Below are 26,211 nucleotides of genomic sequence, written 5' to 3'. Positions count from 1 at the left end.
TCGAAATCTTTGCGTAAGACGGGAAAGTGTTTCCCTGCCTTATGTCTTTTTCCGAAGGCTGGCGTCTCTTAAACCAGTGCTACGGAGCATTGGGCTTTGTCCCCGTGATAGATTTACGGGTTGACGTAGCCGATGAGCCGCAACCAGGGCGCTCGGACAAGCTCCGAAGCCGAATTGCCTGCCCGTTGGGATCCACAGGCTAAGCCTCTAATTGGGAGTGAAAAATCAATGTCTGCAGCGGAAGGAAATTCCCTCGTCAAGGGTTTCAACCACACGAGCTATACGATCAGCGACGACGACTTCGATCGCGTAATGGGCCTTTTTACTGACGGCCTCGGCTTCCCGTTGCTCGCGAAGGGGCCTCGCGATCCGAAGAACATGGAGACCGTCGTCGGCGTGCCAGGGGCAGATGTTATCATCGCCTATGTGCAGGCGCCCAACCATCGTCTCGAGATCATTAACTACCTGAGCCCGGACAATCGCAAGCGTACGGATCAGATCCGTCCGTGCGATACTGGCTTTACGCACCTGGCCTTCGACGTCACCGACATCGATAAAGCGCTGAGTATCGCAAACAAGTACGGCTTCAAGGAAGTTCATGAGCCGCTTCCCGTGAGCGCAGGTCCGAACGTCGGCAACTTCTGCGTCTACACCCGTGACAAGAACGGCATGACGATCGAGTACATCGGCCCGCGCGTTAGCTGATCGATCGTTGCAGGACCAATACGAGCCGGCCTGTGGAACTCGCAGGCCGGCTTTTGCATGGTCGCTAATCTGCCGCAGCAAGCGGTCCCGTCTGACACTCATGAACCGTGTTGGCAGCCTCGAACTCCTCGAGTTGCCATATGTGGAGACAAAAGGCTTTGTCATGCGTCGGCAGAACCCCTACCGCATCGAACGCCCACTTCCGCTCGATGAGCTTGGAGAAGATATCGTCCTTTCGACGCTCAGTTCCTCGACGTCAAGGTTCTTGAACATATGCATCTCCTCCCGGTGAGTGTCGGCGGCTTCGCCCGTGGATGGATGAATGCTCGTTCGTAATCGAAGTTGGTGTCAAGGAAGTTTCTACCGATGTCGGCCGATGCCCGCCAGTTGGCCGAAGTAGGGGTGGAGGCTGTCCTTCATGTTCATTCGATGTCGTGCATTTCGATGCTGCAGCATATGAGTTGGCCTTTATGAGCCCTGCCTGACAGGTTCTCGATGGGAGGAACTGGACTCCACGGCGTCACTGATGTCGGTAACCAGCTCCTCAAAATCAGTTTGAATGGAGGAACACATGCTCGGAAAAATCGGCCTCGAAGAACATTTTGCTATCGAGGAAACGGTCATGGATTCTGCGGGATTCGTGCCGGAGAACTATTGGGTCGAGTTGAAGGCCCGCCTTCTCGACATCCAGGAACGACGTGTCCGCGAGATGGACGAAAATGGGATGGAGATGATGATCCTCTCCCTCAACGCCCCGGCGGTGCAGGCGATCCCGGATCGCAAGCGTGCGCTCGAGATTGCGAAGCGCTCGAATGATTATCTAGCAGAGCAGGTGGCCCGCCGGCCGGACCGTTTCCAGGGACTTGCGGCTCTTCCCCTTCAGGACACCGACGACGCAAGCCGTGAGCTTGAGCGTTCCGTCAAGGAGCTTGGCTTCAAAGGGGCCCTTGTAAACGGCTTTTCTCAAAACGAGACGGCTGGTACGACCCTATATTACGACCTCCCGCAGTATCGTTCCTTTTGGAGCACGGTGCAGGACCTCGACGTTCCCTTCTATCTTCATCCTCGGAATCCGCTTCCCGAACACGCGCAGATCTATGAGGGTCACCCGTGGCTGCTTGGCCCGACGTGGGCGTTTGCACAGGAGACGGCGGTCCACGCCCTGCGTCTGATGGCATCCGGCGTCTTCGATGACTTCCCGCGCCTCAAGATCATCCTCGGGCACCTGGGCGAAGGTCTTCCTTATAGCATTTGGCGCTGCGACTACCGCAATGCCTGGGTGCAGACCCCGCCGCGCTATCCTGCAAAGCGTCGCCTCGGCGAGTACTTCCGTGAGAACTTCTACCTGACCACCTCGGGGAACTTCCGCACCCAGACCTTGATCGATGCGTTGCTCGAAATCGGCTCAGACCGCATCCTGTTCTCGACGGACTGGCCGTTCGAGAACGTGAACCACGCGGCTGAGTGGTTTGACGTGACTTCGATCGCCGAAGGTGACCGCGTCAAGATCGGTCGCGAGAATGCTATCAAGCTGTTTAAGCTCGATATCTAGAAAAGTGCCTTATGCGATAGCGTCTCGCATGAGGCACGCTCCGACGTCGTCTGTTGCGGCGTCGGAGCATCTGCATCACTGCTTGATCGTATAATTCAAATGAGCCCTATTTCCTCCCGAGAGCTTCTGATCAGAGATGCCTGAGTTCACAGAAGTCGATATCACCGAAGCCGTCTCCCGTGGGTTGAAGTTGACGCCGGATCCTCGGATGCGGTTGGTGCTGCTCAGCCTCGTACAGCATCTCCACAATTTCATCCGAGACGTAGAGCTGACGGCCGATGAGTGGGACGACGCGAGGAGCCTTCTGCTTTCCCTTGGAGCGTCAGATGCCGACGAAGTCGCAGGGCTGCTCGAAAGCCTGTTCGGTATTTCCGCGCTCATAAGATCCATGGATGGGGCCGAGGATGGTGCCCGAACCGCCCGTCCAAGTGTGCCCACCTTGCCGCTGGGAGCGAACCTTTCCATAGGACAGCCTGGTGAGCCGCTTCTATTCCGGGGAAGAGTTGAGACAGAGAACGGAGCGGCAGTTTCTGGAGCTACCGTCGATGTGATCACGAGCGAACCCGAATATGACCTTCGGGAGTATGCCGAGGTCGCCCGCGTGCGGCTTCGGACGAATCCTGAAGGCCGGTTCGATTTCTGGCGCGTCCCGCCACTAGCATTCTCCGTTGCTGACCAAGGAAATGGTGGACGGCTGCTATCAGCACTCGGGCTCGAATCCTTCGCTGTTTCTCGCGTTACCATAGAAGTAAATGCGCCTGGCTTTCAGCAGGTCGACGTCGTTGTGGATGGGTCGCCCTTGCTACCGGCAAGAGCAGGGAATAATGGTGGAGACAGCTCGAGGGAAAATCCAATGTCGGCAACACCTGATAGCAAGGATTGGCGGCTCGAGAGTGGCCTAGTGACAATCGTGCTTCGGTCTGATCATCGCGCGTGAAAGCGCGTGGTTATCGAAGATGGAAGGACCAACTGCGACCGGAAGCACATGTCTCTTCGCAAAGTCGACCTAAACCTGCTCGTCATCTTCGATGCACTCATTTCCGAAAGGAGCGTGCGAAAGGCCAGTCTTCGCATTGGCCTCAGCCAGTCGGCAACCAGCCACGCGCTTGGGCGCCTGCGGGCCATCCTTCAAGATGAACTGTTCGTTAGAACCATCACCGGGATGGAGCCGACGCCGCGCGCTCTGGAGTTGGCCGGCCCGTTGCGTCTTGCTCTGCAAGATATCGAGGCAACGCTCACGCCTGATCGTTTCGACCCGCTTACGGCCACCCAGGAATTCACGGTCGCTGTGGAGACGTACGAGACCCTCGGCGTCCTGACACCCCTAGTGGACAGAGTGAGGAAGGAAGCGCCGGGCATCGACATGATCATACGCTCCGGATCCGAGGACTCGATCTACAACGAGATCGACAGTGGCCGGGCAGACCTGGCCTTCGGCGCCTTTCGAGCTCTGCCGGAGCGCTACATGACGAGATCGCTTTTGAGCGATCGCTTCGTCTGTATCATGCGACCGGATCATCCGCTCGCAAGCGCCCCTCTCACGTTGGATGGCTTCATCTCGGCGGCGCACATCTTTATAAGTATGAGCGGCACGACCTCGGACGTCGTAGACGAGGCTCTAGCTGACCTTGGTCTGCATCGCCGCATCGCCTTCCGCGTGCCAAATGCGTTTTCCGCACTTCTCGCTCTGGCTCGCTCTGACATGATAGCTGTGATTTCGAAGGGAGCGGCGGACCTGTTCGAGACTGTAGGGGACTTTGTCGTATGCGAGCCGCCGCTCGATATCCCGCCCGTGGACTTCCGGCTGATATGGAGCCGACGGATGCACGAAAGCCTAGCCCATCAGTGGCTGAGGAGCCTCTTGGCGTCGATCGGCTCAGACGTAATGGCTCGGCAAAAGAACAATCCATAAACCATCGGTGCTTCGCCGATCGATTTCGTGCATGACCCTTGTGCAGGATTTCGATTACGCCGCGAGCCGCTTAAAATGTAACCTCAGTCATCTTCGCCGGAGTCAGAGGAGTGGCCCGGCCGAAGACGGAGGTTCGCACAAAGTAATCCTATAGCCTCCTGGTCTCGCCGGTCCCCCACGGGGATCTCACTCTATTTTCGTGGCCGATCTCCGGCCAGCTAATCAAACCAGGGAAGAACATGTCGAAGCGTTTGGAAGGAAGAGTTGCGGTCGTAGCAGGGGCGGGATCGATCGCCTCCGGCATGAGCAACGGACGAGCATCGTCGATCACCTATGCTCGCGAAGGTGCCAAGGTCGTCGCCGTCGATCTCAACGAGGCCTCTGCGGAAGAGACTCGCAAGATGATCATCGACGAAGGCGGAGAGTGCGTCGCTTTCGCGGCGGACATGAGCAACTCGTCGGACGTCCAGGTGATGGTGGATTTCGCAGTCAAGTCCTTCGGCACGATCGACTTGCTGCACAACAATATTGGCATCGTGAAGACGGGTGGCGCACTTGATACCTCCGAGGAAGACTGGGACCGCATCGTCAGCGTAAATCTGAAGTCGATGTTCCTCGGATGCAAGTACGTCATCCCGGTCATGGAGCAGCAGAAGCGCGGTGTGATCATCAATGTCGGATCGATGGCGGCGCTCCGCTGGACCGGTGCTCCGATGCTTGCATACGCGACAACAAAGGCTGCCGTACCCTCTTTCACCCGTACGATTGCTATGCAGTTCGCTGGATCGGGTATTCGCGCCAACTGCATCCATCCGGGCGTAATTGACACACCGTTGAACAACGCGACGGCGGCAAGCTATGGCGAGACGTTTAAGGTAGATATGGCAGCGCTCCGAGCACGGCGTGAGGCGACCATTCCTCTCGGAAAGTACGGCACGGCTTGGGATATTGCCAATGCGGCTCTGTTCTTGGCCTCTGACGAGTCCCAGTACATCACGGGTACCGAACTCGTGGTCGACGGCGGCTTCATCCAGCGTTCCGGCGGCTGACTGAATCAAGCGCCGCCGCGGCAAAGTTCCGTGGCGGCGCTGCCGTTGATGCTGACGTTCCAGCCCCATGGATTCCAATCGAGCGCCGGCGCGACCTGCAGCGGCGAGTTCTTCGCCATTTGTAGAGCAATTCATGATTCCCCGCTCATCAGGTTATCTCTTCGCTGTTCTCGCGTGCCTGATCTTCGCGGTACAGGACGGCATTTCGAAGCACCTCGTCGCAATCTATCCGCCGGCTTTCATCACGATGCTGCGGTTCTGGGCCTTCGCAGTGTTTGCGCTTCTGCTGGTCGCTCGAACCAGAGGAGGCCTTGCACGTGCGGCCGTGTCGACAAGGCCTTGGCTGCAAGCACTCCGCGGCGGACTCTTAGCGCTTCAGATTGTCATCGCGATACACTCCTTCGATATCGCAGGCCTCGCCTACACCCAGTCCGTGTTCGCCGCAGGTCCAATCCTGGTGACGGCTCTCTCGGTCCCGATACTCGGGGAAAAGGTCGGCTGGAGGCGCTGGCTCGCCGTAGGTGCCGGGCTGTGCGGCGTTTTGCTGATTATTGGGCCATTCGAGACGGATATCGGACTCCGTACGATGCCGCCCTTGGTGGCGACCGTCATGCTGTCGCTGTATGTTATAGCGACGCGCATGGCTAACCGGACCGATAACTCGGCTACCAGCTTTCTCTACACGGGTGTCGGTGGAGCGATCGTTATGTCATTTTGGGGGCCGTTTTACTGGGCTAGCTTTTCGGGCACGGACGCCATCTTGATGCTGGTGTTATGCTGCACGAGCACCTCCGGCCACTACTGTCTGATCCGCGCTTACGAGAAGCTGAATGCGGCAGAGGTCCAGCCGATCATGTACCTGCAGGTGGTCTCCGCCCTGCTCGTGGGGGCCACGTTCTTCGATGAGCAAATCACGCTGTCCATGATCGCAGGCGCCGCGATCGTGATTGCAGCTGGCCTTTTTACAGCGTTTCGCGAGCGTTCCAGTGCGGCATCCAGATCGCGATAAGGATTTTTTCCAATCCTACGCCACTTCGATATTTGCAGTATGCGCAAAAGTTATTCCCTTATGTGCGGTTGAAGCTCCATTTCGTGCATGTATTATTCGTATCGAAGCTGTTCTTCGGGGAGGAGCGGGCAGCTTCATTCTCGCGCTTGAAGCGGCGGGATCGAACGCGAGGAGTCCCCCCATCATGTAAGCGCATCGGCGGCAAGGAAATCCGCACGAAAGTTCAGAGGATCGAAATGGAAGACGTTGTACGGTTTGTGCTTCTCAGGCGGAGAAGTGATCTGACGCACGAACAGTTCTCTGAATATTGGAGCACGAAGCACGTCGAAGTGCTGCTCAGCGCTGGTCTACGCGAGTACAACTACAGCTATACGCAGAACCATTTTGAAGCGCTGCCGGGAAGGCAGACTTCGAACCTTCGTTTCGACGGCGGCCCTCAGATGCTGCAGAAAGACCCGACCGTTATCCAATCAGGCTTCCAGCAGGATCCTCGCTACATGTCGGTCGTCAGACCCGACGAGGAGCACTTTCTTGACGCTGCAAAGGGAGTAACGTTGTTTACCGACGTCGTGCCCCACAAAGAGGGGGCGAAGGAGTCGCGAAAGCTCATGATTTTCGCTCCGTTTGCAGATTGCGGCAGTATGGAGCAGGGGAAAGTTTCCTTGGCCAAGTGGCAGGATGCTTTCCTTCGAAAGCATGGTAGCTCGGCCGCATCTTGCACCCATTATCATACGATCGAGAGCCGAGGGCCGACACCGCACTTCGACGTTGTCGTCGAGTACTGGCTCGATACTGATGAGGCCGCCGCAAGTCTCTTCTCGCGTATAGAAAAGGAATGGCCGGTCGCTCTCAACCGCGGCAATGCTTTTTCCGTGATTTCGCACCCACGGAAGTTCTACTAAGTCGGCGTCCTGATAGGGAAACGGGACTCGCGAGGAGGAGTTGATGGAAAATGTACATACTTGATTTTGCGGTGGTGCTTGAACGCTGGCCCGAGCTGCTCGTGGGTTGCCTTGCAACCCTTGGACTGGCTTGCGCTGGCATGGCTCTCGCACTCGTCATCGGCCTTGGGGGCGTCGGGTTACGCCAGTCACACAACATGATCGCACACGCTGTCGTTTCGACATTTGTCGAGGTGATCCGCAACACGCCATTCCTCGTGCAGATCTTCTTCCTTTTCTTCGCGCTTCCGTACTTCGGGCTGGTGATGTCGCCCACGATGACGGCAGTCATCGCCCTCGGCATCAACGGCGGTGCCTATGCAATCGAGATCATCCGCGGGGGCGTTGAGTCGATCCCGCAGGGGCAGTCGGAGGCCGGCCTCGCGCTAGGCTTGAACCGCAGGCAAATTTTTCGCTTCATCATCCTGAAGCCGGCCGTCCGCGCGATCTATCCCGCTCTAACCAGCCAGTTCATTCTCCTCACGCTGACGTCCGCTGTCTGTTCGTCGATTTCTGCGTATGAACTCACATCCGTGGGTCAGGCGATCGACTCCGATACCTTTCGGTCGTTCGAAATCTATCTGACGATCACGATGCTTTACCTGCTCATCTCGTGGCTCCTGATGTCGCTGTTCGTCGTGATCAGCCGGCAGGCGTTCAGCTATCCAACCAAGTGAGGCGATCATCATGGAAGCTACAACATTCGGATATCAGGAATTCCTCTTCCTTCTTCAGGGTCTGAAATGGACGATACTTCTTACGGCGATCAGTTTCGTCGGAGGCGGGGTGATCGGTCTGTTGGTCGCTCTTGCTCGGACCTCCGAATCCAAGCCTCTGAGAGTTTTCACTTCAGGTTACATCGCAGTCTTCCAAGGCACGCCGCTGCTGATGCAATTGTTCGTCGTGTACTACGGCGTCGCGCTGCTTAACCTGAACATCCAGCCGTGGCTGGCAGTCACTCTCGCCTATACCGCTCATGCGAGCGCATTCCTTGGCGACATCTGGCGTGGGTCGATCTCGGCACTCCCGAAGGGCCAGACGGAAGCGGCCCAGGCTCTCGGAATCCACTATTTCTCGCGGATGAAGGATGTGATCCTTCCGCAGGCGTTCAAGATCTCGCTCCCCGCGACGATCGGGTTCTCCGTACAGCTTCTGAAGGGAACTTCGCTCGCTGCGATCGTTGGCTTCATCGAGCTCGCTCGCGCTGGACAAATTGTGTCCAACCAGACCTTCCAGCCCCTGCTGGTGTTCGGCGTGGTCGGGGCGATGTTCTTCGTAGTCTGCTGGCCTCTTTCGTTCGCAGGGCGGCGACTCGAACGGCGCCTCGCGGTCGGTACGGCGCGTTGATTGGAAAATGCCAGCGGTCCGATCGGTGCGACCGCGGCAAGATTTAGTTTGGAGGAACAGACGTGCAGAATGTAGCAAACCCTACTGCCGAGAAGCTCATCGAGATCTCGAATCTCAACAAATGGTATGGCAGCTTCCACGCGCTGAAGGACGTGAACCTTACGGTTGGTAAGGGCGAGAAGATCGTCATCTGTGGACCTTCCGGGTCGGGTAAGTCGACGCTCATCCGCTGCATCAACCACCTCGAGACTTTTCAGAAGGGCACTCTTTCAGTCGAAGGGATCGGCCTGGACGACAGCTCGAAGGCGGTGGACGCCGTCCGGCGGGAAGTCGGAATGGTTTTTCAGAGCTTCAACCTGTTTCCGCATATGACGGTCCTGCAGAACTGCACTCTTGCCCCGATGCGGGTGAGGGGCGTGAAAAAGGCGGAAGCCGAGGGTACAGCGAGGCGCTTTCTTGAGCGCGTCCGAATCCTTGAACAAGCAAACAAGTTTCCTGCGCAGCTCTCCGGTGGGCAGCAGCAGCGCGTGGCGATTGCGCGGGCTCTCTGCATGGAGCCGAAGATCATGCTTTTCGACGAGCCGACGAGCGCCCTCGACCCCGAAATGGTCAAGGAGGTGCTGGATACTATGATCGGCCTGGCGCGTGACGGCATGACGATGATCTGCGTCACGCACGAAATGGGCTTCGCAAGACAGGTTGCTGATCGCGTGGTCTTCATGGCGGAGGGGACCGTTCTTGAGCAGGGAACTCCGGACGACTTCTTTAGGAGCCCCGAGCACCCGCGCGCAAAGGCTTTCCTCGGCGAAATTCTGGCTCACCATTGAGCGCGAGCCCGCGAAGGGGCGTGCAGACTACCGTCGGAGAAGACCATGGATCTGGGAATAAAAGGGCGCTCCGTCATTGTAACTGGCGGTGCGCGAGGAATCGGTGCGGGCATCGCCAAGGCCTTCCTGGAGGAAGGGGCGGATGTGACGGTCTGGGACGTATCCTTTAGCGCGGGCGGGAGACCGGCCGTTGGAGGGGCCAATGCCATGCAGCGGGTCGTGGACATCACCGATTACAACGCGGTTGTTGCCGGCGTTCACGAAGTCGTCTCTCGGACTGGTGGTCTCGACATCCTCGTGAACAACGCGGGGATCAATGGCTGCGTCGCGCCCCTAGCGGAGTACGATATCGAGGAGTGGGACCGGGTCCTGCGCGTGGATCTCACCGGGGTGTTCTACTGCACGAAAGCGGCTATCCCCACGATGAAGGCGAACGGCTATGGCAGAATCATCAATATCGCTTCAATGGCCGGCAAGGACGGCAATCCCGGGATTGCTGCCTATGCCTCGGCGAAGGCTGGAGTGATCGCCCTGACGAAATCAGTGGCCCGAGAACTCGCGGGAGAGAACATTCTCGTCAACGCCGTGGCACCCGCGATCACGGAGACGGAGCTTTTCGCCGAAATGACCGCCGAGCACATAGCTGCAGGCAGAGCAAAGATTCCGATGAATCGGTTCGTCCACGTCGATGAGATCGCGGCGACGACACTATGGGTGGCGAGCGAGCGCTGCAGCTTTACCACCGGTTTTACGTTCGACGTCTCGGGCGGGCGCGCGACCTACTGACGTCGTGATTTTTGCCGAATGCGGGAGACTGTTTCCGACAATCGCATCTTTTTTCGGCAAATAAGAAGAATAGAATGCAATTGTCGAGGTGGGGGATTTACAGGCCCACAACGAAGAAGAAGGCAGTATCACTGCCATTGGGAACAATCTAGGAGGAGTAGATGGGTTACCTCAATTTCACCGACATGCGTTCAATGCTGACCGCCTGCATGATCGCTGGAACGGCGGTTATGTGCGGACTTGTCAGCGTAGCAAACGCCGACACGCTGGAAGACATCAAGAGGCGTGGCAAGATTATCGTCGCCACGCAGGCTGCCTCTCCGTTCTTCGCCGTCATGGATTCTGCCGGCAAGTTCAAGGGCAGCGACATCGATGTCGCCGAGGCCTATGCGAAGTCGCTTGGCGTGGAAATCGAATTCATTCCGACAACGAACGACAGCCGTATCGCGGCTCTGAAGACCGGCAAGGTGGACGTCATCTTCGGTGCGCTCACAATGACCAAGGAGCGCGCAAAGGCTGTCCAATACTCGAAGCCTTATGAGCCGAACTTCAACGTCGTAATCGGCCCCCCGGGCAAAGAAATGCCTGACCTTGCCTCGATCAAGTCGATCGGGTTTTCCAAGGGTTCCACGATGGACACGCTGATCTCTGCGCAGGCGCCCAAGAGCGTTACAATCCGTCGGTTCGACGACGAATCTTCGACGGCTCAGGCTTTCTTGTCCGGCCAGATCGAAGCAGCCGGCGGCAGCAGCCCGCTCATCGACGCGATGAACAAGGTGCGGCCCGGATCGGCCGAGCGCAAATTCGTCGTCGCGACGCTCTGGATCGGTGCCGGTATGCGCCACGGCGAAAAGGCACTGAACGAGTCCATCAACGCCTTTATCGACAAGGCATATGCCGACGGCACCCTCGCCGCGATCTACAAGAAGTGGTCGGGCGTTGACATGGGCGAGCTCGCGACGAGCGTGGAAGGCGTGCCCTTCACGGTCGAAGAGGCCAACTGATCCAATTACGAACATGGCGGCGGATAAGTCACTAAGGCGATCCGCCGCCTGTTACTTTCGTGCGATCCTACCCCGCCCGTACAGCAGCTTTCGGAGATGTGCCTGTGGCGCAGCCGTTCCATCTTCTCGTTCCGGTCTCGCTGATAGCCGCTTTCCTTGTCGGTCTTTCAAAAGGCGGACTTCCCAGCGTCGGCACGCTTGCCGTTCCCCTTCTAGCCCTTGTGATGCCTCCGCTGACAGGAGCCGCATTGCTCCTTCCGATCTTTGTGGTCAGCGACATGGTCGGGCTTTACCTCTATCGCAGGGAATACTCGCTTCCGAACTTGATGATACTGACGCCTGCCGCGCTCGGCGGCGTCGTGGTTGGGTGGATCTTCAGCGCTCAGCTTTCAAGCGCATTCCTTGGAATGGTAGTTGGAATCATCGGGATTCTGTTCTGCCTAAATGCCTGGTTCGGAGCGCGCTATCGACAGACAGTTCGCCAGGCCAGTAGCGGTGCGGGAGTCTTTTGGGGCGGCATGGCGGGGCTCACGAGTTTCGTATCTCATTCGGGCGGGCCCGCATTCCAGATGTATGTCCTACCGCAGCGGCTACCAAAGATGACTTTCGCCGGTACGTCGACCATCCTTTTTGCGGTCGTCAATGCCGCGAAGATTTTTCCTTATTGGGAGCTGGGAAGATTTCCACCGTTCGATCGATGGCTCTTCCTAATGCTTGCGCCAGCGGCACTGATCGGGACTGTTGTTGGGAAGAAGATGACGCAGGTCATGCCTGACAAGTTCTTCTTCAGGACGATCGAAGTCTCACTGTTGGTACTCTCTCTCAAACTCGTCTTCGACTACGTAGCCAGCCTGATCGCTTGATGGATCGTTATCTCTGATCGCCCCAAACCCGCTATGGAGCACAACATGACTGCAACGCCGGACAAGAAGCCGAATATTCTCCTTATCCAAGGGCCGAACCTTCACTATTTGGGCAAGCGCGAGCCCGACAAATACGGCCATCTGAGCGCCGCAGAGCTCGATGATATCGTCCGTTTGCACGCTGAAGAGACAGGCTACAACCTCTCCATCTTCTATACCAACCACGAAGGTGCGGCTATCGACCGGCTTTACAAAGCCGTGGAGGAAGAGAGCATGGACGGGCTGGTGATGAACCCTGCCGGCTGGTCCGACAGCGGATCGGCGCCGCTGCGCTATTGTATCATGGCGCTCGCCAAACCGTATGTCGAAGTGCACATCCGCAATCAATATCAACGAGCGATCGTTTCCACATTGGCCGACCTTGCATTCGGCGTTATTCAAGGGTTCGGAAACCCGGACTGCTATCTTCTCGGGCTGGATGCAATGAATCGTCATCTTGTCCGTGAAGCACAACAAGGCAGCATGTCCCGCAGCTAAGATCTCGTGATGGAAGGGAGTTGCCATGCCTGGCAATTCCAGCTCGATCAAGCCGCCCGATCGCCACCGTGGGCGAACTGGCAGATTACGAAGGAATCATCGTCAGCGCCGGAACCTGTTTCGGTACTGTTGCCTCGCACGCGAAATTTCTGAGACCAGACCGCGGCCTGTGGTCACCATCGGCGATGCACTAAAACGCGAAGCTTGACCTCATCCGGCTCGGGCTCCGCGCCGGCCCACTTTTTAGCCAACAACTATCATCATTTCAGGCTCAGGAGCAGGACCCAACGCAAGAGAACACTATGCCGCTGGTGAAATTTCATGTGTTGAAGGCCGGACGCGAGGCTGGACGAAGCCCACAGTAGCTCGCCCGGCATGCTCGATCAAAAATCGCGTTTGCCGGGTCGTAGAAGATTTTCAAGCTGACCCCATCGATTAGACCGTTGGCCAGGGCCGCTGTTCGGGACGAAGGCGTTCGAACAGCTGGGCCATCCTCAAAACGCCAAGATCGTCGAAGCGCTGCCCCATAATCTGAAGGCCAATGGGAGCTCCGTCACCTGCGTAACCGCAATTGATAGAGATACCCGGCTGTCCTGACATGTTTCCGGGAATCGTGTATGCGACATGATCGAATGCCCGCTGTGGATCATTCGTGGGTGATCCCCATTCGGCAGGAAACGATGATACCGGGGTTACAGGTGAGATGAGAAAATCATAATCCCGCATTGCGTCCAGCATCGCTTCGCGTGTCGCATCGACCTGAGAGAAACCTGTGAACACATCTTCGCCGGTGTACGATCCCGCAGGTTCGACCCATTCGCGAATCCACGGCTCTACCTTATCCTGAATTTCCGGGCTGAGTTTCGAAATCGTGAGCCATGAACGGGTTCGCAGGAACCGATCCAGTCCGTAGAGCATCGTGCTCGTGAGAAACGGCTTGATAATATCGACAGTAAAGCCGACCGATCGGAAAATCTCGGCGGAAGCTTCGACTGCGGCTACGATCTCGGGATCGGTCTCCATCCCCGCACCGGCCTCGAGCAGCATCGCAATCCGGACATTGCGTTGCTTCATATCGAGATCAAGCCAATCCAGTTTTTCGTAGGGCAAGCTTGTGGTATCGCGTCGATCGGGCTTCGAAATGACCGACATCAACAACGCCGAGTCAGCTACCGTCCGTGTCATCGGGCCCACAGCGCGGCCGATGTAAGGAGGATCAACCGGGACACGGCCAAAGCTCGGTTTGAAACCGACAATGCCGCACCAACTTGCTGGCAATCGGATGGACCCACCGATATCTGTCCCAATATGCAACGGGCCATATCCGATGGCGGCCGCGGACCCCGCGCCAGCACTCGAGCCGCCAGGATTTGTAGCAAGGTTCCACGGGTTTCGGGCGAGCTCGTGAAAAGTCGAAAGACCGGAGGACATCATTCCATAATCCGGCATCGTGGTCTTGCCTACAATGACTGCACCGGCTTCACGACTACGCGCAGCAGACGGTCCGTCTTCCGTTGCTGGTACAAGCTTAGTTGCTGCAGTGCCAAGCGGGATGGCCACGCCGCGGGTCGCAATATTATCCTTGATGGTGATCGGAACGCCATCGAGTACGCCAGACGGGATGCCTTTATTCCACCGTTGTTCCGATTGACGCGCCGCGTCAAGGGCTGCCTCAGGGTCAAGCGCCCACATCGCGTGGACTTTCGGTTCGCTCGCTTCCATTCGCGCAAGGACGTCTTCGACCACCTGCACCGGCGATAAGGTTTTGGCCTTGTATGCCTCGATTAGTTGCACGGCTGTCATATCAGCTGCGCTGTTTGGTCGACGCACAGTCTTCTGGCCGGCTTTTGCGTTGATAGTCATCAGTTCACCCTCGTTTTGGCTTGCTGAACCTGAGCGAGGGGAGAAAAGATGTCAATTTTTTTTTCAACTTTTCGCTAGACAGGTTTAGCTAGTTGATGTTTGATAGCGTCAACCAAAAAGCGGGAACTGGAGCAAAACGCTCCACACACTGAACAATCGGAATCTCGAGCGAAAACGTACCACAGGCGAAATCCGTCTACCGTCCGCGTGTGCTTGCAAAGCGTTGGACGTTTGGCGCGTACCCCATGCATTCGTAAACCAAACTCGCTCGTGAAGTGGCAATTCAGGCTCAAAACAAGGGGATATTCCTTCATGCGTGAAATCAAAGCGAAGTCATTCAGGATCGGACGTCGCGGGTTTCTTGCGACCGCTGCACTGGCGGTATCGTTAGGATCCTCAGTGCTCAGCGCGCCGGCGGCCGCTGAATCGACCATTACGTCGGTTAGGAACGCGCCTCTTCGCGCGCTCGACCCGGTCATAAGCACGGCCTATATTCTGCGCGATTACGGCTACATGGTCTACGATACCTTGCTGGCTTTAGACGCAAATTCCAACATTATGCCTCAAATGGCGAGCTGGAGTGTCTCCAATGATGGTAAGATCTATACGCTGACCTTGCGCGACGGCCTGAAATGGCATGACGGAACCGCTGTCACTGCAGATGACTGCATCGCCAGCATCAAACGTTGGTCACAAGCCGATAAGCTTGGCCAGATCATGGCAAGCCTCGTCACCGACATGAAGGCGGTTGACGAGAAGTCCTTCACTATCACCCTTTCGGTTCCGTCGAAGATCGTGTTGATGGCTTTGAGCAAACCGAGCGGTGTTCCACCGTTCATGTTTCCAAAGAAGGTCGCCGAAACGCCGGTCGGGACACCGATCACGTCGACTATCGGTTCAGGCCCTTTCAAATTCGTTGCTGGCGAATACAAGCCGGGTGTCCAGGCGGTATTCGTCAAGAACACGGATTACGTGCCTCGTTCAGAACCGGCAAGTGGGCTTGCCGGCGGCAAGGTCGTCAAAGTTGACAAGGTGAGATGGGTCTCGATGCCGGACCCGATGACGGCGGTCAATGCGTTGCTGAGCGGTGAAATCGACAGTATCGAGCAAACGCCACACGATCTCCTGCCTTTGCTTGAGGGAAATCCAGATTTCGAGATCAATGTATTCCAGAAGCAAGCTACCCAGAATCTGGTGCGGTTGAACTTTACGCAACCGCCTTTCGATAATCCGAAGATCCGTAAAGCGGCGGCCCTCGCGCTTGGCCAGCAGGAACTGCTCGATGTGCAAGTGGGTCCCGGCTCACCATACGGCAAAACCTGCGGCGCTGTGTTTGGTTGCGGCAGCATCTACGAAAGTGATTACGGCGCCGCCGACATCATTTCACCGCATCCAGAAGAAGCCAAGAAGCTCCTGGCGGAAGCCGGCTACGACGGCAAGCCGGTCACACTCCTCCACACAACCGACATCGCAACTCTGAACGCAATGGGTCCAGTGCTGGCACAGCAATTGCGCAACGGCGGCTTCAAGGTCGATATGGTTTCGATGGACTGGGCGAGCGTCGTAGCAAGGCGTGCGTCGAAGGCAGCCCCCAAGGACGGAGGGTGGAACATCTTTTCGACGGGCAATGTATTGCCCGATGTCGGTAGTCCGCTAGGCTTCATCGGTGTCGCGGCTGGTGGCCCGGCGGCTTGGTTTGGATGGCCCGACGTTCCCGAGATCGAGGCTGCGCGGGCGAAGCTCGCCCGCACAGACGATCTCGAAGAAGCGAAGAAAATCGGCAAAGACATCCACAAGCTCGTGATCGACAACACAGTCATGATCCCAATGGGTGAAATCTTCTACGTCGAGTCAAGAAGCACGAAGTTGAAGGGAGAAATCTCTGCAGAAGCGCCTGTCTTCTGGAATGTTGAGAAGGTGAAGTGACGGAATGGTAAGATTTGTGTTCAGGCGGCTACTGGCTGCGATCCCCGTTGTCCTGATGGTCGCGATCATCGTCTTTCTGATGCTTCGCCTGTCTCCTGGCGACCCTGCCGTCATGATCGCTGGTGGAAACGCAAGCGAGGAACAGCTTGAAGCGCTGCGCCAAGCGATGGGCATGAACAAACCCATTCTCGAACAACTTATCGTCTGGTTGGGGCGAATAGTCGTTGGTGATTTTGGAAACTCGCTGATATCCGGCCTGCCCGTTTCGGACATGATCCTGGATCGAGCGGGACCGACTATCGCGCTTAGTTTCACGACGATTGTTGTCGCGGTCGTCATTGCAATTCCCGTCGGCATCATTGCCGCCTGGCAGCAAGGAAGGACGATTGACCGCGTGATCATGGCGATCTCGGTACTCGGATTTTCCGTACCGGTCTTTATCGTGGGATATACCCTGATCCTGATTTTTGCTCGCTTGCTTAATCTGGTGCCCGTGCAGGGATATCAACCGCTTTCGGACGGCTTGTCCGAATTTGCGCTTCGCATGATCTTGCCCACGGCTGCTTTGAGCTTCCCATACATCGCACTTATTGCCCGTATAGTTCGCACGAACGTCATCGACGTCATGGGAGAAGACTTTATCCGTACAGCTCGGGCCAAAGGTCTATCGGAGAGCGGCGTCATGGTCGGGCACGCGCTTGGGAATGCCGCGGTACCGATCATCACCATCATTGGAGTGTCGATCGCCATGCTGATCGGCGGCGTTGTCGTTACCGAATCTGTCTTCAATATTCCGGGACTTGGTCGGCTGGTACTCGAGGCAGTGTTGGCCAGGGATTATACGGTGATCCAAGGCCTCATTCTGGTTTTCTCGGTAACGTATGTTCTCATCAATCTGATCGTTGATCTTCTGTATGGCCTTGTAGATCCGCGAATTCGGTACTGAGCGCTTCGCCGGATGATCCGTCAAAAGTACCGAGTGAACTGTGAGAAGTTGCTCGAGATTCGGTACTTTTCTTTCCTGTGACATGAAAGGTCCGCTTTCTCCCATGGCTGTACGATCTGGACTGGAAAACAAGATGCCTCCAGGGCAAACAACTGCTGGTGCTGAAGCTGAAGGTCTCCCGAAGTCGAAGCCATTTTACCTCGCTGCCCCTGTAAAGATCTGGGGAGGGATCTTGGCGTTCGCTGTTATGCTGGCAATTTTCGCTCCCGTCGTAACCACACATGACCCTGTAACGTTCAACACTGCATTTCGACTGAAGCCGATCTCACCGGAGTTTTGGCTCGGCACAGATAGTTTTGGGCGGGATGTGTTCTCGCGATTGATTTACGGCGCTCGCATCTCGTTAAGCGTTGGTGTCGGCACGGTGGTAATTAGTGCTGTCCTTGGCATCGTCTTCGGCGTGATTGCCGGTTATTTCCGTTGGGCTGACATGATCATCATGCGGCTCATGGATGGTCTGATGGCTATTCCGGGTATTCTCCTTGCGATCGCGCTGGTCGCGATCTCAGGTGCTACCTTGACAACCGTTCTCGTCGCCATCGCGGTCCCTGAAATTCCGCGTGTCGTACGGATGGTCCGCAGTGTCATCATCGGCGTGCGCAACGAGCCATATGTGGAAGCAGCAATGTGCGTGGGAACATCTGTGCCGTTTATGGTGTGGCGCCATATGCTACCGAACACGTTGGCTCCCCTTCTGGTTCAGTCCACGTACATCTTCGCATCTGCAATTATGACAGAAGCCGTTCTGAGTTTCCTTGGTGCGGGGATCCCGCCCGAAACGCCCTCCTGGGGCAACATGATGGCAGACGGCCGTCTTTACTTCCTTCTCAAGCCAGAACTCGTGTTGATTCCGGGCGTGATGGTTTCTCTCACGGTATTGAGCGTCAACATCCTCGGTGACGTCTTCCGGGATAATCTCGATCCGCGCATGGCAAAGCGTCTGTAACGCCTCAAAGGAGAACATCATATGACAGACCACAATGCCGAGCCTAATGTCGTTCTTTCTGTACAAGGATTGTGCATTGCGACTGCTGCGTCACATGGCAAATCGATCGTTCGCAATATTAGCTTCGATGTTTGCGAAGGAGAAACAGTGTGCATCGTCGGAGAGTCCGGCTCAGGCAAGTCCGTGACTTCCCTTGCTTGTATGGGTCTTCTGCCGAAAGGCGCGCTTGTACCAACTGCAGGAAGAATTTTGTTGGACGGTGAGGACGTTCTGAAGGCGACGCCGGCGAGAATAAGACAACTCCGAGCGACCCGTGTTGCCATGGTCTTTCAAGAACCTATGACGGCCCTCAACCCGGTCCAACGGGTCGGAAAGCAGATTGAGGAAGTGCTTCGGCTCCACACCAGGCTTCCCGCAGTTGAACGCAAGGAGAAGGTCCTGGCGATGCTGACGAGGGTAAGATTACCAGACGTAGAGCGGATATATACCTCTTTTCCGCATCAGCTATCTGGTGGACAGCGGCAACGCATCGTCATAGCGATGGCCTTGATTTTGCGCCCCCGTTTGTTATTTGCGGACGAGCCGACGACGGCACTCGATGTCACGACACAGCGCGAAATCCTTGCGCTCATCCATGAGCTACAGACGGAAGAGAAAACTGCTGTCGTTTTTGTCACGCACGATTTCGGGGTGGTGTCGGAGATCGCGGACCGCATCGTGGTCATGAACCGTGGTGACATCGTTGAAGTCGGTTCACGCGATATGATCCTCGCCAGTCCGACCCAGCCGTACACCAGATCATTGATCTCGTCCGTGCCCAGCCTTATTCCACGTCGAGCCCCGATTGATTCCAATCCCACCGTTCTAGAGGTGATTGGACTGTCCAAGCGATATGAAGAGCGTAGGCTATTTTCGAAGCCGCGCGTTGTGAACGCCGCCTCGAGCGTCGATTTCGTTGTAAGGCAAGGTGAGATCACTGGCATCATCGGCGAGTCTGGGTCCGGAAAATCAACCGTCGCCCGGTGTGTCATCCGTCTGACGGAACCGTCGGAAGGAGCTGTTTTCCTGTCAGGCAAGGATATTGTCGCAGAGCGTGACATGCACCCGCTCCGGCGCAAGATGCAGTATATCTTCCAAGACCCTTATAGGTCGCTGAACCCGCGCCGGACGATCAGGCAGTCGATGATTGAAGGCTTGATCAATTATGGAATGCCAACGGAAACGGCCGAAAAAAAGGCGTCCGAAATGCTCAATGTGGTTGGTCTTCCGAGCGAGACTATGCAGCGGTACCCACACCAGTTCTCCGGTGGCCAACGCCAGCGTATCGCGATTGCGCGCGCGTTGGTGATGGAGCCGGACTTGCTGATCGCCGATGAGGCGGTATCAGCTCTTGATGTATCCGTGCAAGCGCAGGTTCTAAAGCTCATCGAGGACGTCCGGGACCGCACCGGCGTCGCCGTGTTGTTCATCACTCACGACTTGCGAGTAGCCGCGCAGCTCTGCAATACGATCGTGGTGATGCAGCGCGGAGAAGTCGTGGAGGCTGGTAGCGCCCTTGACGTCCTGACTGCACCGCAACATCCGTATACACGCACGCTTCTTGCAGCTGCGCCAGCGCCGGGGTGGGACTTCCAGAACTTTGCTCCGAAGTCGGCAGCACTTTGAGTTTTTACCGGCGCAAAGCCGAGGTTGCCGACAAGCCATTTTGATAACATTAGCAGTCGTGATCTAGTCTGGTCTGCGTGCTATCGGCGACATGCGGGCTGAGGATCGCCGACAAGGACGCGTCCATCCATGTCCACCATCGCCTGCCGTTTGCGGCCTTTGATCTTCTTCCTGGCCTCATAACCATGGGGACCGCCGCTTTTCAGTAGTCTCGACGCTCTGGCTGTCGAGAGCGACGGCACACTCGGTGAAACTCGATTGATCCTTGTATACAACCCGCTATCGCACCATCGGCAGAAGTGACCCTGTGATCTTGGGACCCAGGTTTCCGGGATATGCCGCCATGGGATTGCCCGCGCAGAACATAGAAGATCGCATTGTCGATTTCGTGATTTCGTGTGTGGGCTGACCGCTTGCATCCCCTTCGGGCTTGGACCGGAAATAGGGGTGATAGCACCGCCCACCAGCATCCGTCAGATCGGCGTATCGGGGCTGATTGTAACTATGAGGTAGTCCGGTGGTCGCGTTCCGCATGGTGCTTCCATTCAGGCAACTTCAGACAGCTGCTTGGAATCATCGTCGGCCCGATCGCTGCACTCCAATTATCGGGCGGGTTCTAAACAATGACCGTCGTCTGAGCTCCGTCCATGCCAATGTTGACGCCCGTCACGTAACTCGCAGCGGGCGAAGCAAGGAAAGTCACGACATTGGCAACTTCCTCTGGGCTGGCCAGCCGGCCCAGAGGAATTTTCTCGACGGCCTTGGCGAGGGCTTCATCTTCGGTGACGCCAGATAGCTTCGCCTCGGCTTTCAGTCCCTCGGCGACACGTCCGGTCTGGGTCAGGCCTGGGTTGACCCCCAGCACCCTCACACCTTTCGACGCGTAAGCATTCGCCAAGCCAGCTGTCACCAACATCAGCGCTGCATTCGCGGCACCACCAGGAATATGGACGGGCGATGCGGTCTTGCCGCCTGCACCTATAATATTAATGATAACGCCGCCACGATGTTCCGCCATCAACTTGATGACTGGATCGATGACATTGATGTAGGTGAAGTACTTCGCATCCATGGCGGCGCGCCAAGCTGCCGGCGTGAGATCGGCCGGAGGAGTCCGCTTCGCCGCGCCGGCGCTGTTCACGAGAATGTCGATCGAGCCAAGTTGAGCTTTTGCCTTTTGCACCACGTCTGCTGCCTCCTCCGCGGAAGTGAGATCCGCTACGAATGCGGTGGCCTCGGGAAGCAGGCGTCTCGCTTCGTCTATGCTCGACTGGGATCGCGAGCAGATTGCCACTCGCACCCCTTCCTCCAGAAGCTGCCGCGCACACGCCAATCCAATTCCCTTGGAACCGCCCGTGATGAGTGCAGTCTTGCCAACTAGGTCCAATTTCATATTGGTCTCCAACAGGGTGTCTCGGCGACAAATTAAAGGCGTAGAAGCCGCTCTGCATTGCGGTGTGCAATGCGAGCTCGGTGCGTCTCATCGATGTTGGCCTTCCGCAGAAACGAGGTGGCGGCCTGAAGATCCTCGAACGGGTAGTCGGCGCCGAAGAGTATGTGCTCCGAACCCATCGCCTCAAGCGCGCACCTCAGGGGAGTTTCGTCGCACACGCCGCTCGTCGTGATGTACAGGTTGTGCCGTATGTAGTCAGACGGCTTTTCGCGCTTCAGTTCGACGCCGTAGTGGTTATGCCAGCCCCAACGGGAGTCGAGGCGCCAAAGGATGTAAGGAAGGCCCTCTCCCATGTGCCCCACCATGAGCTTGGCGTCAGGGAAATCGTCAAAGACACCCCCGAAAACCATCCTGAGAACGTGCGAGGCCGTGTCGTTGCCCCAGCTCCACATTGGCCCAGCCAGGACGGGATATCCCTCGAGGACGTCAGGCGTATCAACGCTGCTAGCTGGATGAAGGTAGAGCGGCACATCGAGTTCGGCCACCTTTTCCCACAATACGCGAAAATCTGGATGGTCGAGATATCGGCCCTGCGAATGTCCGTTGACGAGACCACCCTTCAAGCCAAGCTGTTTGACAGCCCTTTCGAGCTCCTTCGCGGCCGCTTTCGGATCTTGAAGTGGAAGAGCTGCGAAGCCTGAAAAACGGTCAGGACGTATCGCGATCGTCTCTTTAAGGAGATCGTTTACAGCCTGAGCCCGACTGACCGCCGCAGAGGGATCCTTCTCAGCCTGAATACCAGGTGAATTCAAGGAGAGCACTTGGACATCCAGTCCGGCCGCATCCATCGCAGGGATGCGCTCTTCCGTAATATCAAGAAGGAGGCGCATGCACTCTGCCCAGACGCCCGGCTGCGCAATCGAGGCCGTTGCCGCCGAGTTCGCTGCCAACTCCTCCGTCGTGAAATGTTCTTCAAGGGCGATAGTGCGCATGCTTCTTCCTTACGTCAATTTGCCCTGCGTCGATGGCTTGCATCCGCGGGCAAGGCGATTTGGCATTTCGTGGGTGAGGACGGCCGTCCGAACCGGTTGGCCATCCAACTGGCGTCAGAGGCTGCGAATGCTGCCGCCATCGACGCCCCAGACCGCGGAGGTCACGAAGCTCGCGAGATCCGATGCGAGGAAAACGATGACGTTGGCGACCTCTTCAGGTGTGCCGAGACGCCCGAGGGGAAGCTGACGAAGCTTCATCTCGTGCTCGACGGCCTTCTGTGGCTCCATGTTATAGTGCTTGCCCATCGTTTCGGCGAAGCCGCCCGGTTTAGTCCAGAATGGCGTCCAGATCGGGCCGGGCGCTACGGCGTTGACACGCACATTGGCACCCTCGGCGCGGGCTAGGCCCTTGGTGAGTGCAAGTACCGCCGCCTTCGAGGCCGAGTAGTCGATCGGAACCGGCTCCGGCTGTCTTGCGAGGTCGGAACCATTGTTGATGATGACGCCCTTCCGCTCACGCAAAACGGGGAGAAGCTGCCGGGTGGCGCGGACGTAGCTCATAAAGTTGAGTTGGAACGTCTGGTCCCATTCCTCATCGGTCAACTGTTCGAACGTGCGGATCGCTCCGGAACCGACGTTGTTCACAAGCACGTCTACCACGCCGTCATTCTGATCGAGCAGGCTCTTCAAGCCCGCCGATACGCCCGAGCCGGTAGAAAGATCTGCAATAGCGACCGTGGCCTTGCCACCGACCTTCTCGACCTCCGCAACGACTTCACGCAGCGCCTGCTCGTTGATGTCGACCAGACCGACATGCGCGCCTTCCTTGGCGAACCCGAGAGCGGTCGCGCGACCGATACCGTTTGCTGCGCCTGTGATGAATACGATCTTCCCTGAGAGTCCTGATTCCATTGTTACCTCCTCGAAATCCTAGCCCCAACCCTTTGCGGTACGCGGGCTTATGAAACCTGCTTCTTGTTGGCGAGCACGAAGTCCCAGTCAACCGACCAGTAGGGCGCCTGGAAGCCCAGGCGTCCGGCCTCTGCCTGATCGGTACGTTTGTCGAACGCGGCAATTAGTGAATCCTTCACACCGAAGACCGCGTCCTGGTCGAGATATTCGCAGTCCGGCGTGAAGATGTGCGTGATGACCGGGTCGTACCCCTCAGCACTTACGATAAAGTGGATGTGCGCAGCGCGGTTCGGATGTCGCCCGAGATCTCCAAGAAGCTGCCCCACCGGGCCATCGTCCGGGATTGGGTAATAGCGCGGCTTGCTGGACCTGAACCAGTACTCGCCTTTTTCATCGGTCGTGAAAACGCCTCGGAGGTTCCAATCCGGCTGGACCCCCTTCTGTTGAACGTCGTAGAAGCCGTCGTCGTTGGTCTGCCAGACGTCGACCAGGGCACCGGCGATTGGCGCTCCATTGGTGTCGAGCACATGGCCTCGAACGACCATCGGCTCTCCCTTGCCGTCTAGGCAGATATTCTGGCCAGGCGGATAACGGGGCGCTTCCGGTACGTAGAACGGGCCGAGGATCGTGTTCTCCGTCGCGCCGCTAGGACGACGGTGGTTGATCGAGTCGACCAGCATGGAGACGCCTAGCACGTCAGACAGCAGGATGAACTCCTGCCGCCAGTCGGTGCATTTGTGTCCGACCGCAGTAAGAAACTTGATGGCGGCAAGCCATTCCTCGTGGGTTGGCTCAATTTCCTTGACCGCAGCGTGCAGGTGCTTCACCACAGCGGTCATAACTTCGCGCAACCGGGGATTGATATCGCCTCCCATGCGAGCGTTGACAACGTCGACCGACGTCTCCTCTGCGAAGTACGGGTATTTCTTGCGCGGCTTAAATTGGTCCGACATGGTTCCTCCCTTGTCAGCTTGCAGTTTCTACGACTGGCGGATCGCCCGCAAAGGCTCGGGTGATGAGGCCATGAATGGAAGACTTCTCAAGCGGGCGCGGGTTCCAGTATGGGTTAGCAAAAGCACGATCGACTGCCACCTCGATATCGGCCTCCTTCATGCCGATGTCCGAGAGAGCGGTGGCCGCGCCAACGCTCTTTGCGAGATCGAATAGCGCCCTTGACGGATCGTCCGTGCAGAGCGTCGACTTGAGCTTCGCTATGACGTCAGGGATCGCCGGTGCATTGTAGGCGAGCGCGTGCGGAAGAATGATCGTGTGCGTCTCTGCATGCGGAAGATCGAAAGAACCGCCGATGGTGTGGCACAGCTTGTGATGCAAAGCCATGCCGACGGAACCTAGGCAAACGCCACATAGCCAGGCCCCGTAGAGGGCGCCGGAACGAGCATCGCGGTCCGATGGGTCTTTGGCGATCAACGGCAGCGCCTTGTGAAGAGCGGAGATACCCTCGAGAGCCATCATGGACACGATCGGATTGTGTTCCTTCGCGTAGAGGGCCTCGACGGCGTGGGCGATCGCGTTGATGCCGCTCGTACCCGAAAGTCCCGCGGGCAGGGACATGGTCAAGTCGACGTCGTAGATGACGACTTCGGGAAGGATCTTAGGACTGCTCTGGGTGACTTTGACGCCGTCCTTGGTCTCACCAAGAATCGGCGTCATCTCGGAACCCGCGTAGGTCGTGGGAATGACGATCTGCGGGAGATCAGTCCTCAGAGCCAGGGCCTTGGATAGTCCGGTCGTCGATCCGCCTCCAAGCGCGATCAGCCCGTCGATCTGCGAAGACTTGAGGACCTCAAGCGCCTGCTCGGTCACTGTAACGGGCGTATGCATCACAGCGCCTGAGAAAATCCCGCCAACCTTTTCACCAATAACGGCCGCCAGCTTCTTGGCGTCGCCCTCCTGCGGGGGCGTCGACAGCACGAGGACCTTCTTCAGGCCAAGTCTGTCGATCTCTTCGGCAACTCGCGCAATAGTGCCGGATCCAAAAATCACCCGAGAGGGCTGACCGTTATAGGTAAAGGCGTCCATGTTTTCAGCTTTCCTGCGATATGTTGCCGATCAAGCGCGATTGTCGACACGCTTGAGGAAAGGATGAATCCGCACCTCGGCCCAAACGTTGGCCCTGCGGAACGGATCGTTTGCGTTGAACGCGATGACCTCATCCTTGCTGTTGGCCTCGAAGATGAACATTGAGCCGATCATTGTCTCGCCATCGTCGGCAACCAGAGGGCCAGAGACAACGGTCTTTACCGCGCCCGTAGCGAGGTGCGCCTTGTGGGCTTCGTAGTTTTCGAGGCGGCGGCTGAGGCCGTCAGAATGATCGATGCAGTGAACAACGTAGTGCATTTGATTCCTCCGTTTGCAATCTTGCGCTTAGATGGCGTAGTCGACTTGATAACGTGCTGTCCTGACATCCTTGAGTTCTTCTCTTACCCGCAGGTGCGCGGGATGTTCGGCATAGGCAGCCAGCGAATCCTTGTCCTGAAATTCTGAATACAGGACGACGTCGCAAGCATAGGAAACGCGACTGAAGTCGATGCCCACCTCAAGGGTTATCAGCCCCGGAATTTTCCCGATGAGCCCCTCGAACCGCGACTTCAAGTCGAGCGCAGTAGCCTCTCGCTGCTCCTCGCTCTCGCAGCGAACGTTCCACATCACGATGTGTTTGATCATAATGTACCTTTACCGATCTAATCTCGTTCGAGAGTTGAAATGAGGCTGGCAAACGCCCTTCCGCGTGCCTCAAATCCATCATAACGTTATCAAAATTGGGAGAAAGGTTCTTTCATGGGAAGATATTTCCCACCGGCCGGGAAAATGGAAGGAGGCAAAGCTTTTACTCTACCTCCGCGACATGTCGGAGCAGTCGTCCTACGTCGGCGGCTTGGAATTTTCTTCGATCTTCTTGCGGTGAGAGTTAAGGAATGGGAGAGTGAAAGGGACCGCCCTAGGCTGTGGTGACAA

Annotated in this window: 26 protein-coding genes and 1 pseudogene; 18 read left to right on the top strand and 9 right to left on the bottom strand. The window is 57.1% G+C overall.

Translation table 11 applies throughout. The annotated features are described in order from the left end of the window. Positions 1-228 precede the first annotated feature (228 nt). The 14 genes from CFBP4996_RS29020 to CFBP4996_RS28955 all read left to right on the top strand — a co-directional run bounded on the left by CFBP4996_RS29020 (position 229) and on the right by CFBP4996_RS28955 (position 12,532). The gene (locus CFBP4996_RS29020; protein WP_121490375.1) at positions 229-705 is read left to right on the top strand and encodes a VOC family protein; all 477 of its coding nucleotides are present in this window, start codon (positions 229-231) and stop codon (positions 703-705) included. 571 nt (positions 706-1,276) lie between these two features. Then, the gene (locus CFBP4996_RS29015) at positions 1,277-2,257 is read left to right on the top strand and encodes an amidohydrolase family protein (protein ID WP_080855429.1); all 981 of its coding nucleotides are present in this window, start codon (positions 1,277-1,279) and stop codon (positions 2,255-2,257) included. A gap of 136 nt (positions 2,258-2,393) precedes the next feature. After that, complete coding sequence (locus CFBP4996_RS29010; protein ID WP_080855357.1) at positions 2,394-3,194, top strand: dioxygenase; 801 nt, start codon at positions 2,394-2,396, stop codon at positions 3,192-3,194. A 6-nt stretch (positions 3,195-3,200) separates the two neighbouring features. Further along, the gene (locus CFBP4996_RS29005; protein WP_080855356.1) at positions 3,201-4,169 is read left to right on the top strand and encodes a LysR family transcriptional regulator; all 969 of its coding nucleotides are present in this window, start codon (positions 3,201-3,203) and stop codon (positions 4,167-4,169) included. 239 nt (positions 4,170-4,408) lie between these two features. Further along, the gene (locus CFBP4996_RS29000; RefSeq protein ID WP_080855355.1) at positions 4,409-5,218 is read left to right on the top strand and encodes an SDR family NAD(P)-dependent oxidoreductase; all 810 of its coding nucleotides are present in this window, start codon (positions 4,409-4,411) and stop codon (positions 5,216-5,218) included. A 133-nt stretch (positions 5,219-5,351) separates the two neighbouring features. Continuing rightward, the gene (locus CFBP4996_RS28995) at positions 5,352-6,227 is read left to right on the top strand and encodes a DMT family transporter (protein ID WP_080855354.1); all 876 of its coding nucleotides are present in this window, start codon (positions 5,352-5,354) and stop codon (positions 6,225-6,227) included. A gap of 236 nt (positions 6,228-6,463) precedes the next feature. Beyond that, positions 6,464-7,129, top strand: coding sequence for an EthD domain-containing protein (locus tag CFBP4996_RS28990; protein WP_137396188.1), 666 nt, complete (start codon positions 6,464-6,466; stop codon positions 7,127-7,129). A gap of 50 nt (positions 7,130-7,179) precedes the next feature. After that, positions 7,180-7,845, top strand: a complete 666-nt coding sequence (locus tag CFBP4996_RS28985; RefSeq protein WP_080855352.1) for an amino acid ABC transporter permease — start codon at positions 7,180-7,182, stop codon at positions 7,843-7,845. A gap of 10 nt (positions 7,846-7,855) precedes the next feature. Next, entirely contained in the window at positions 7,856-8,515 is a 660-nt protein-coding gene (locus tag CFBP4996_RS28980; RefSeq protein WP_080855351.1) for an amino acid ABC transporter permease, read from the top strand. Between the two features lie 62 nt (positions 8,516-8,577). Then, complete coding sequence (locus CFBP4996_RS28975; RefSeq protein WP_080855350.1) at positions 8,578-9,342, top strand: amino acid ABC transporter ATP-binding protein; 765 nt, start codon at positions 8,578-8,580, stop codon at positions 9,340-9,342. Between the two features lie 45 nt (positions 9,343-9,387). Next, the gene (locus tag CFBP4996_RS28970) at positions 9,388-10,128 is read left to right on the top strand and encodes an SDR family NAD(P)-dependent oxidoreductase (protein WP_080855349.1); all 741 of its coding nucleotides are present in this window, start codon (positions 9,388-9,390) and stop codon (positions 10,126-10,128) included. Positions 10,129-10,289: 161 nt separating this feature from the next. Then, positions 10,290-11,132 (top strand): transporter substrate-binding domain-containing protein, encoded by an 843-nt coding sequence (locus CFBP4996_RS28965; RefSeq protein ID WP_080855348.1) that lies wholly within the window; start codon positions 10,290-10,292, stop codon positions 11,130-11,132. Positions 11,133-11,236: 104 nt separating this feature from the next. Next, positions 11,237-11,995 (top strand): sulfite exporter TauE/SafE family protein, encoded by a 759-nt coding sequence (locus tag CFBP4996_RS28960; RefSeq protein ID WP_080855347.1) that lies wholly within the window; start codon positions 11,237-11,239, stop codon positions 11,993-11,995. A gap of 45 nt (positions 11,996-12,040) precedes the next feature. After that, positions 12,041-12,532 carry a type II 3-dehydroquinate dehydratase gene (locus tag CFBP4996_RS28955; protein ID WP_080855346.1) on the top strand — a complete coding sequence of 164 codons (492 nt, stop codon included), beginning with the start codon at positions 12,041-12,043 and terminating at the stop codon, positions 12,530-12,532. 435 nt (positions 12,533-12,967) lie between these two features. Here CFBP4996_RS28955 and CFBP4996_RS28950 read toward each other — a convergent pair whose 3' ends face one another. Next, entirely contained in the window at positions 12,968-14,395 is a 1,428-nt protein-coding gene (locus CFBP4996_RS28950; RefSeq protein ID WP_080855345.1) for an amidase, read from the bottom strand. A gap of 312 nt (positions 14,396-14,707) precedes the next feature. On the opposite strand from CFBP4996_RS28950, the gene CFBP4996_RS28945 reads away from it, so the two are divergent. The 4 genes from CFBP4996_RS28945 to CFBP4996_RS28930 all read left to right on the top strand — a co-directional run bounded on the left by CFBP4996_RS28945 (position 14,708) and on the right by CFBP4996_RS28930 (position 19,938). Next, the gene (locus CFBP4996_RS28945; protein WP_080855344.1) at positions 14,708-16,321 is read left to right on the top strand and encodes an ABC transporter substrate-binding protein; all 1,614 of its coding nucleotides are present in this window, start codon (positions 14,708-14,710) and stop codon (positions 16,319-16,321) included. Positions 16,322-16,325: 4 nt separating this feature from the next. Continuing rightward, positions 16,326-17,267, top strand: a complete 942-nt coding sequence (locus tag CFBP4996_RS28940; RefSeq protein ID WP_080855343.1) for an ABC transporter permease — start codon at positions 16,326-16,328, stop codon at positions 17,265-17,267. A gap of 103 nt (positions 17,268-17,370) precedes the next feature. Continuing rightward, entirely contained in the window at positions 17,371-18,273 is a 903-nt protein-coding gene (locus CFBP4996_RS28935; protein WP_121490373.1) for an ABC transporter permease, read from the top strand. 21 nt (positions 18,274-18,294) lie between these two features. Further along, a complete protein-coding gene (locus tag CFBP4996_RS28930; protein ID WP_080855341.1) occupies positions 18,295-19,938 on the top strand; it encodes a dipeptide ABC transporter ATP-binding protein in 1,644 nt (547 codons plus the stop codon). 92 nt (positions 19,939-20,030) lie between these two features. Here CFBP4996_RS28930 and CFBP4996_RS29610 read toward each other — a convergent pair. The 8 genes and pseudogenes from CFBP4996_RS29610 to CFBP4996_RS28895 form a co-directional block, all read right to left on the bottom strand. Further along, a pseudogene (locus CFBP4996_RS29610) lies at positions 20,031-20,472 on the bottom strand (transposase); the annotation flags it as partial. An 82-nt stretch (positions 20,473-20,554) separates the two neighbouring features. Beyond that, positions 20,555-21,331, bottom strand: a complete 777-nt coding sequence (locus tag CFBP4996_RS28925; RefSeq protein ID WP_080855340.1) for an SDR family oxidoreductase — start codon at positions 21,329-21,331, stop codon at positions 20,555-20,557. 32 nt (positions 21,332-21,363) lie between these two features. After that, positions 21,364-22,323: an amidohydrolase family protein gene (locus CFBP4996_RS28920; protein ID WP_080855339.1), complete on the bottom strand. Its 960-nt coding sequence runs from the start codon at positions 22,321-22,323 to the stop codon at positions 21,364-21,366. 114 nt (positions 22,324-22,437) lie between these two features. After that, positions 22,438-23,235 (bottom strand): SDR family NAD(P)-dependent oxidoreductase, encoded by a 798-nt coding sequence (locus CFBP4996_RS28915; RefSeq protein WP_080855338.1) that lies wholly within the window; start codon positions 23,233-23,235, stop codon positions 22,438-22,440. Between the two features lie 47 nt (positions 23,236-23,282). Beyond that, on the bottom strand, positions 23,283-24,188 hold the full coding sequence (locus CFBP4996_RS28910; RefSeq protein ID WP_080855337.1) for an intradiol ring-cleavage dioxygenase: 906 nt from the start codon (positions 24,186-24,188) through the stop codon (positions 23,283-23,285). A gap of 13 nt (positions 24,189-24,201) precedes the next feature. Next, complete coding sequence (locus CFBP4996_RS28905) at positions 24,202-25,275, bottom strand: maleylacetate reductase (protein WP_080855336.1); 1,074 nt, start codon at positions 25,273-25,275, stop codon at positions 24,202-24,204. A gap of 30 nt (positions 25,276-25,305) precedes the next feature. After that, the gene (locus CFBP4996_RS28900; protein WP_080855335.1) at positions 25,306-25,593 is read right to left on the bottom strand and encodes a YciI family protein; all 288 of its coding nucleotides are present in this window, start codon (positions 25,591-25,593) and stop codon (positions 25,306-25,308) included. Between the two features lie 27 nt (positions 25,594-25,620). Then, the gene (locus CFBP4996_RS28895) at positions 25,621-25,920 is read right to left on the bottom strand and encodes a Dabb family protein (RefSeq protein ID WP_080855334.1); all 300 of its coding nucleotides are present in this window, start codon (positions 25,918-25,920) and stop codon (positions 25,621-25,623) included. Positions 25,921-26,211 lie beyond the last annotated feature (291 nt).

The sequence above is a fragment of the Agrobacterium leguminum genome, assembly GCF_005144435.2.
GTDB classification, from domain to species: domain Bacteria; phylum Pseudomonadota; class Alphaproteobacteria; order Rhizobiales; family Rhizobiaceae; genus Agrobacterium; species Agrobacterium leguminum.
The sequence above is the reverse complement of the archived record's forward strand: the minus strand, read 5'-3'. Positions and strand labels throughout refer to the sequence as shown.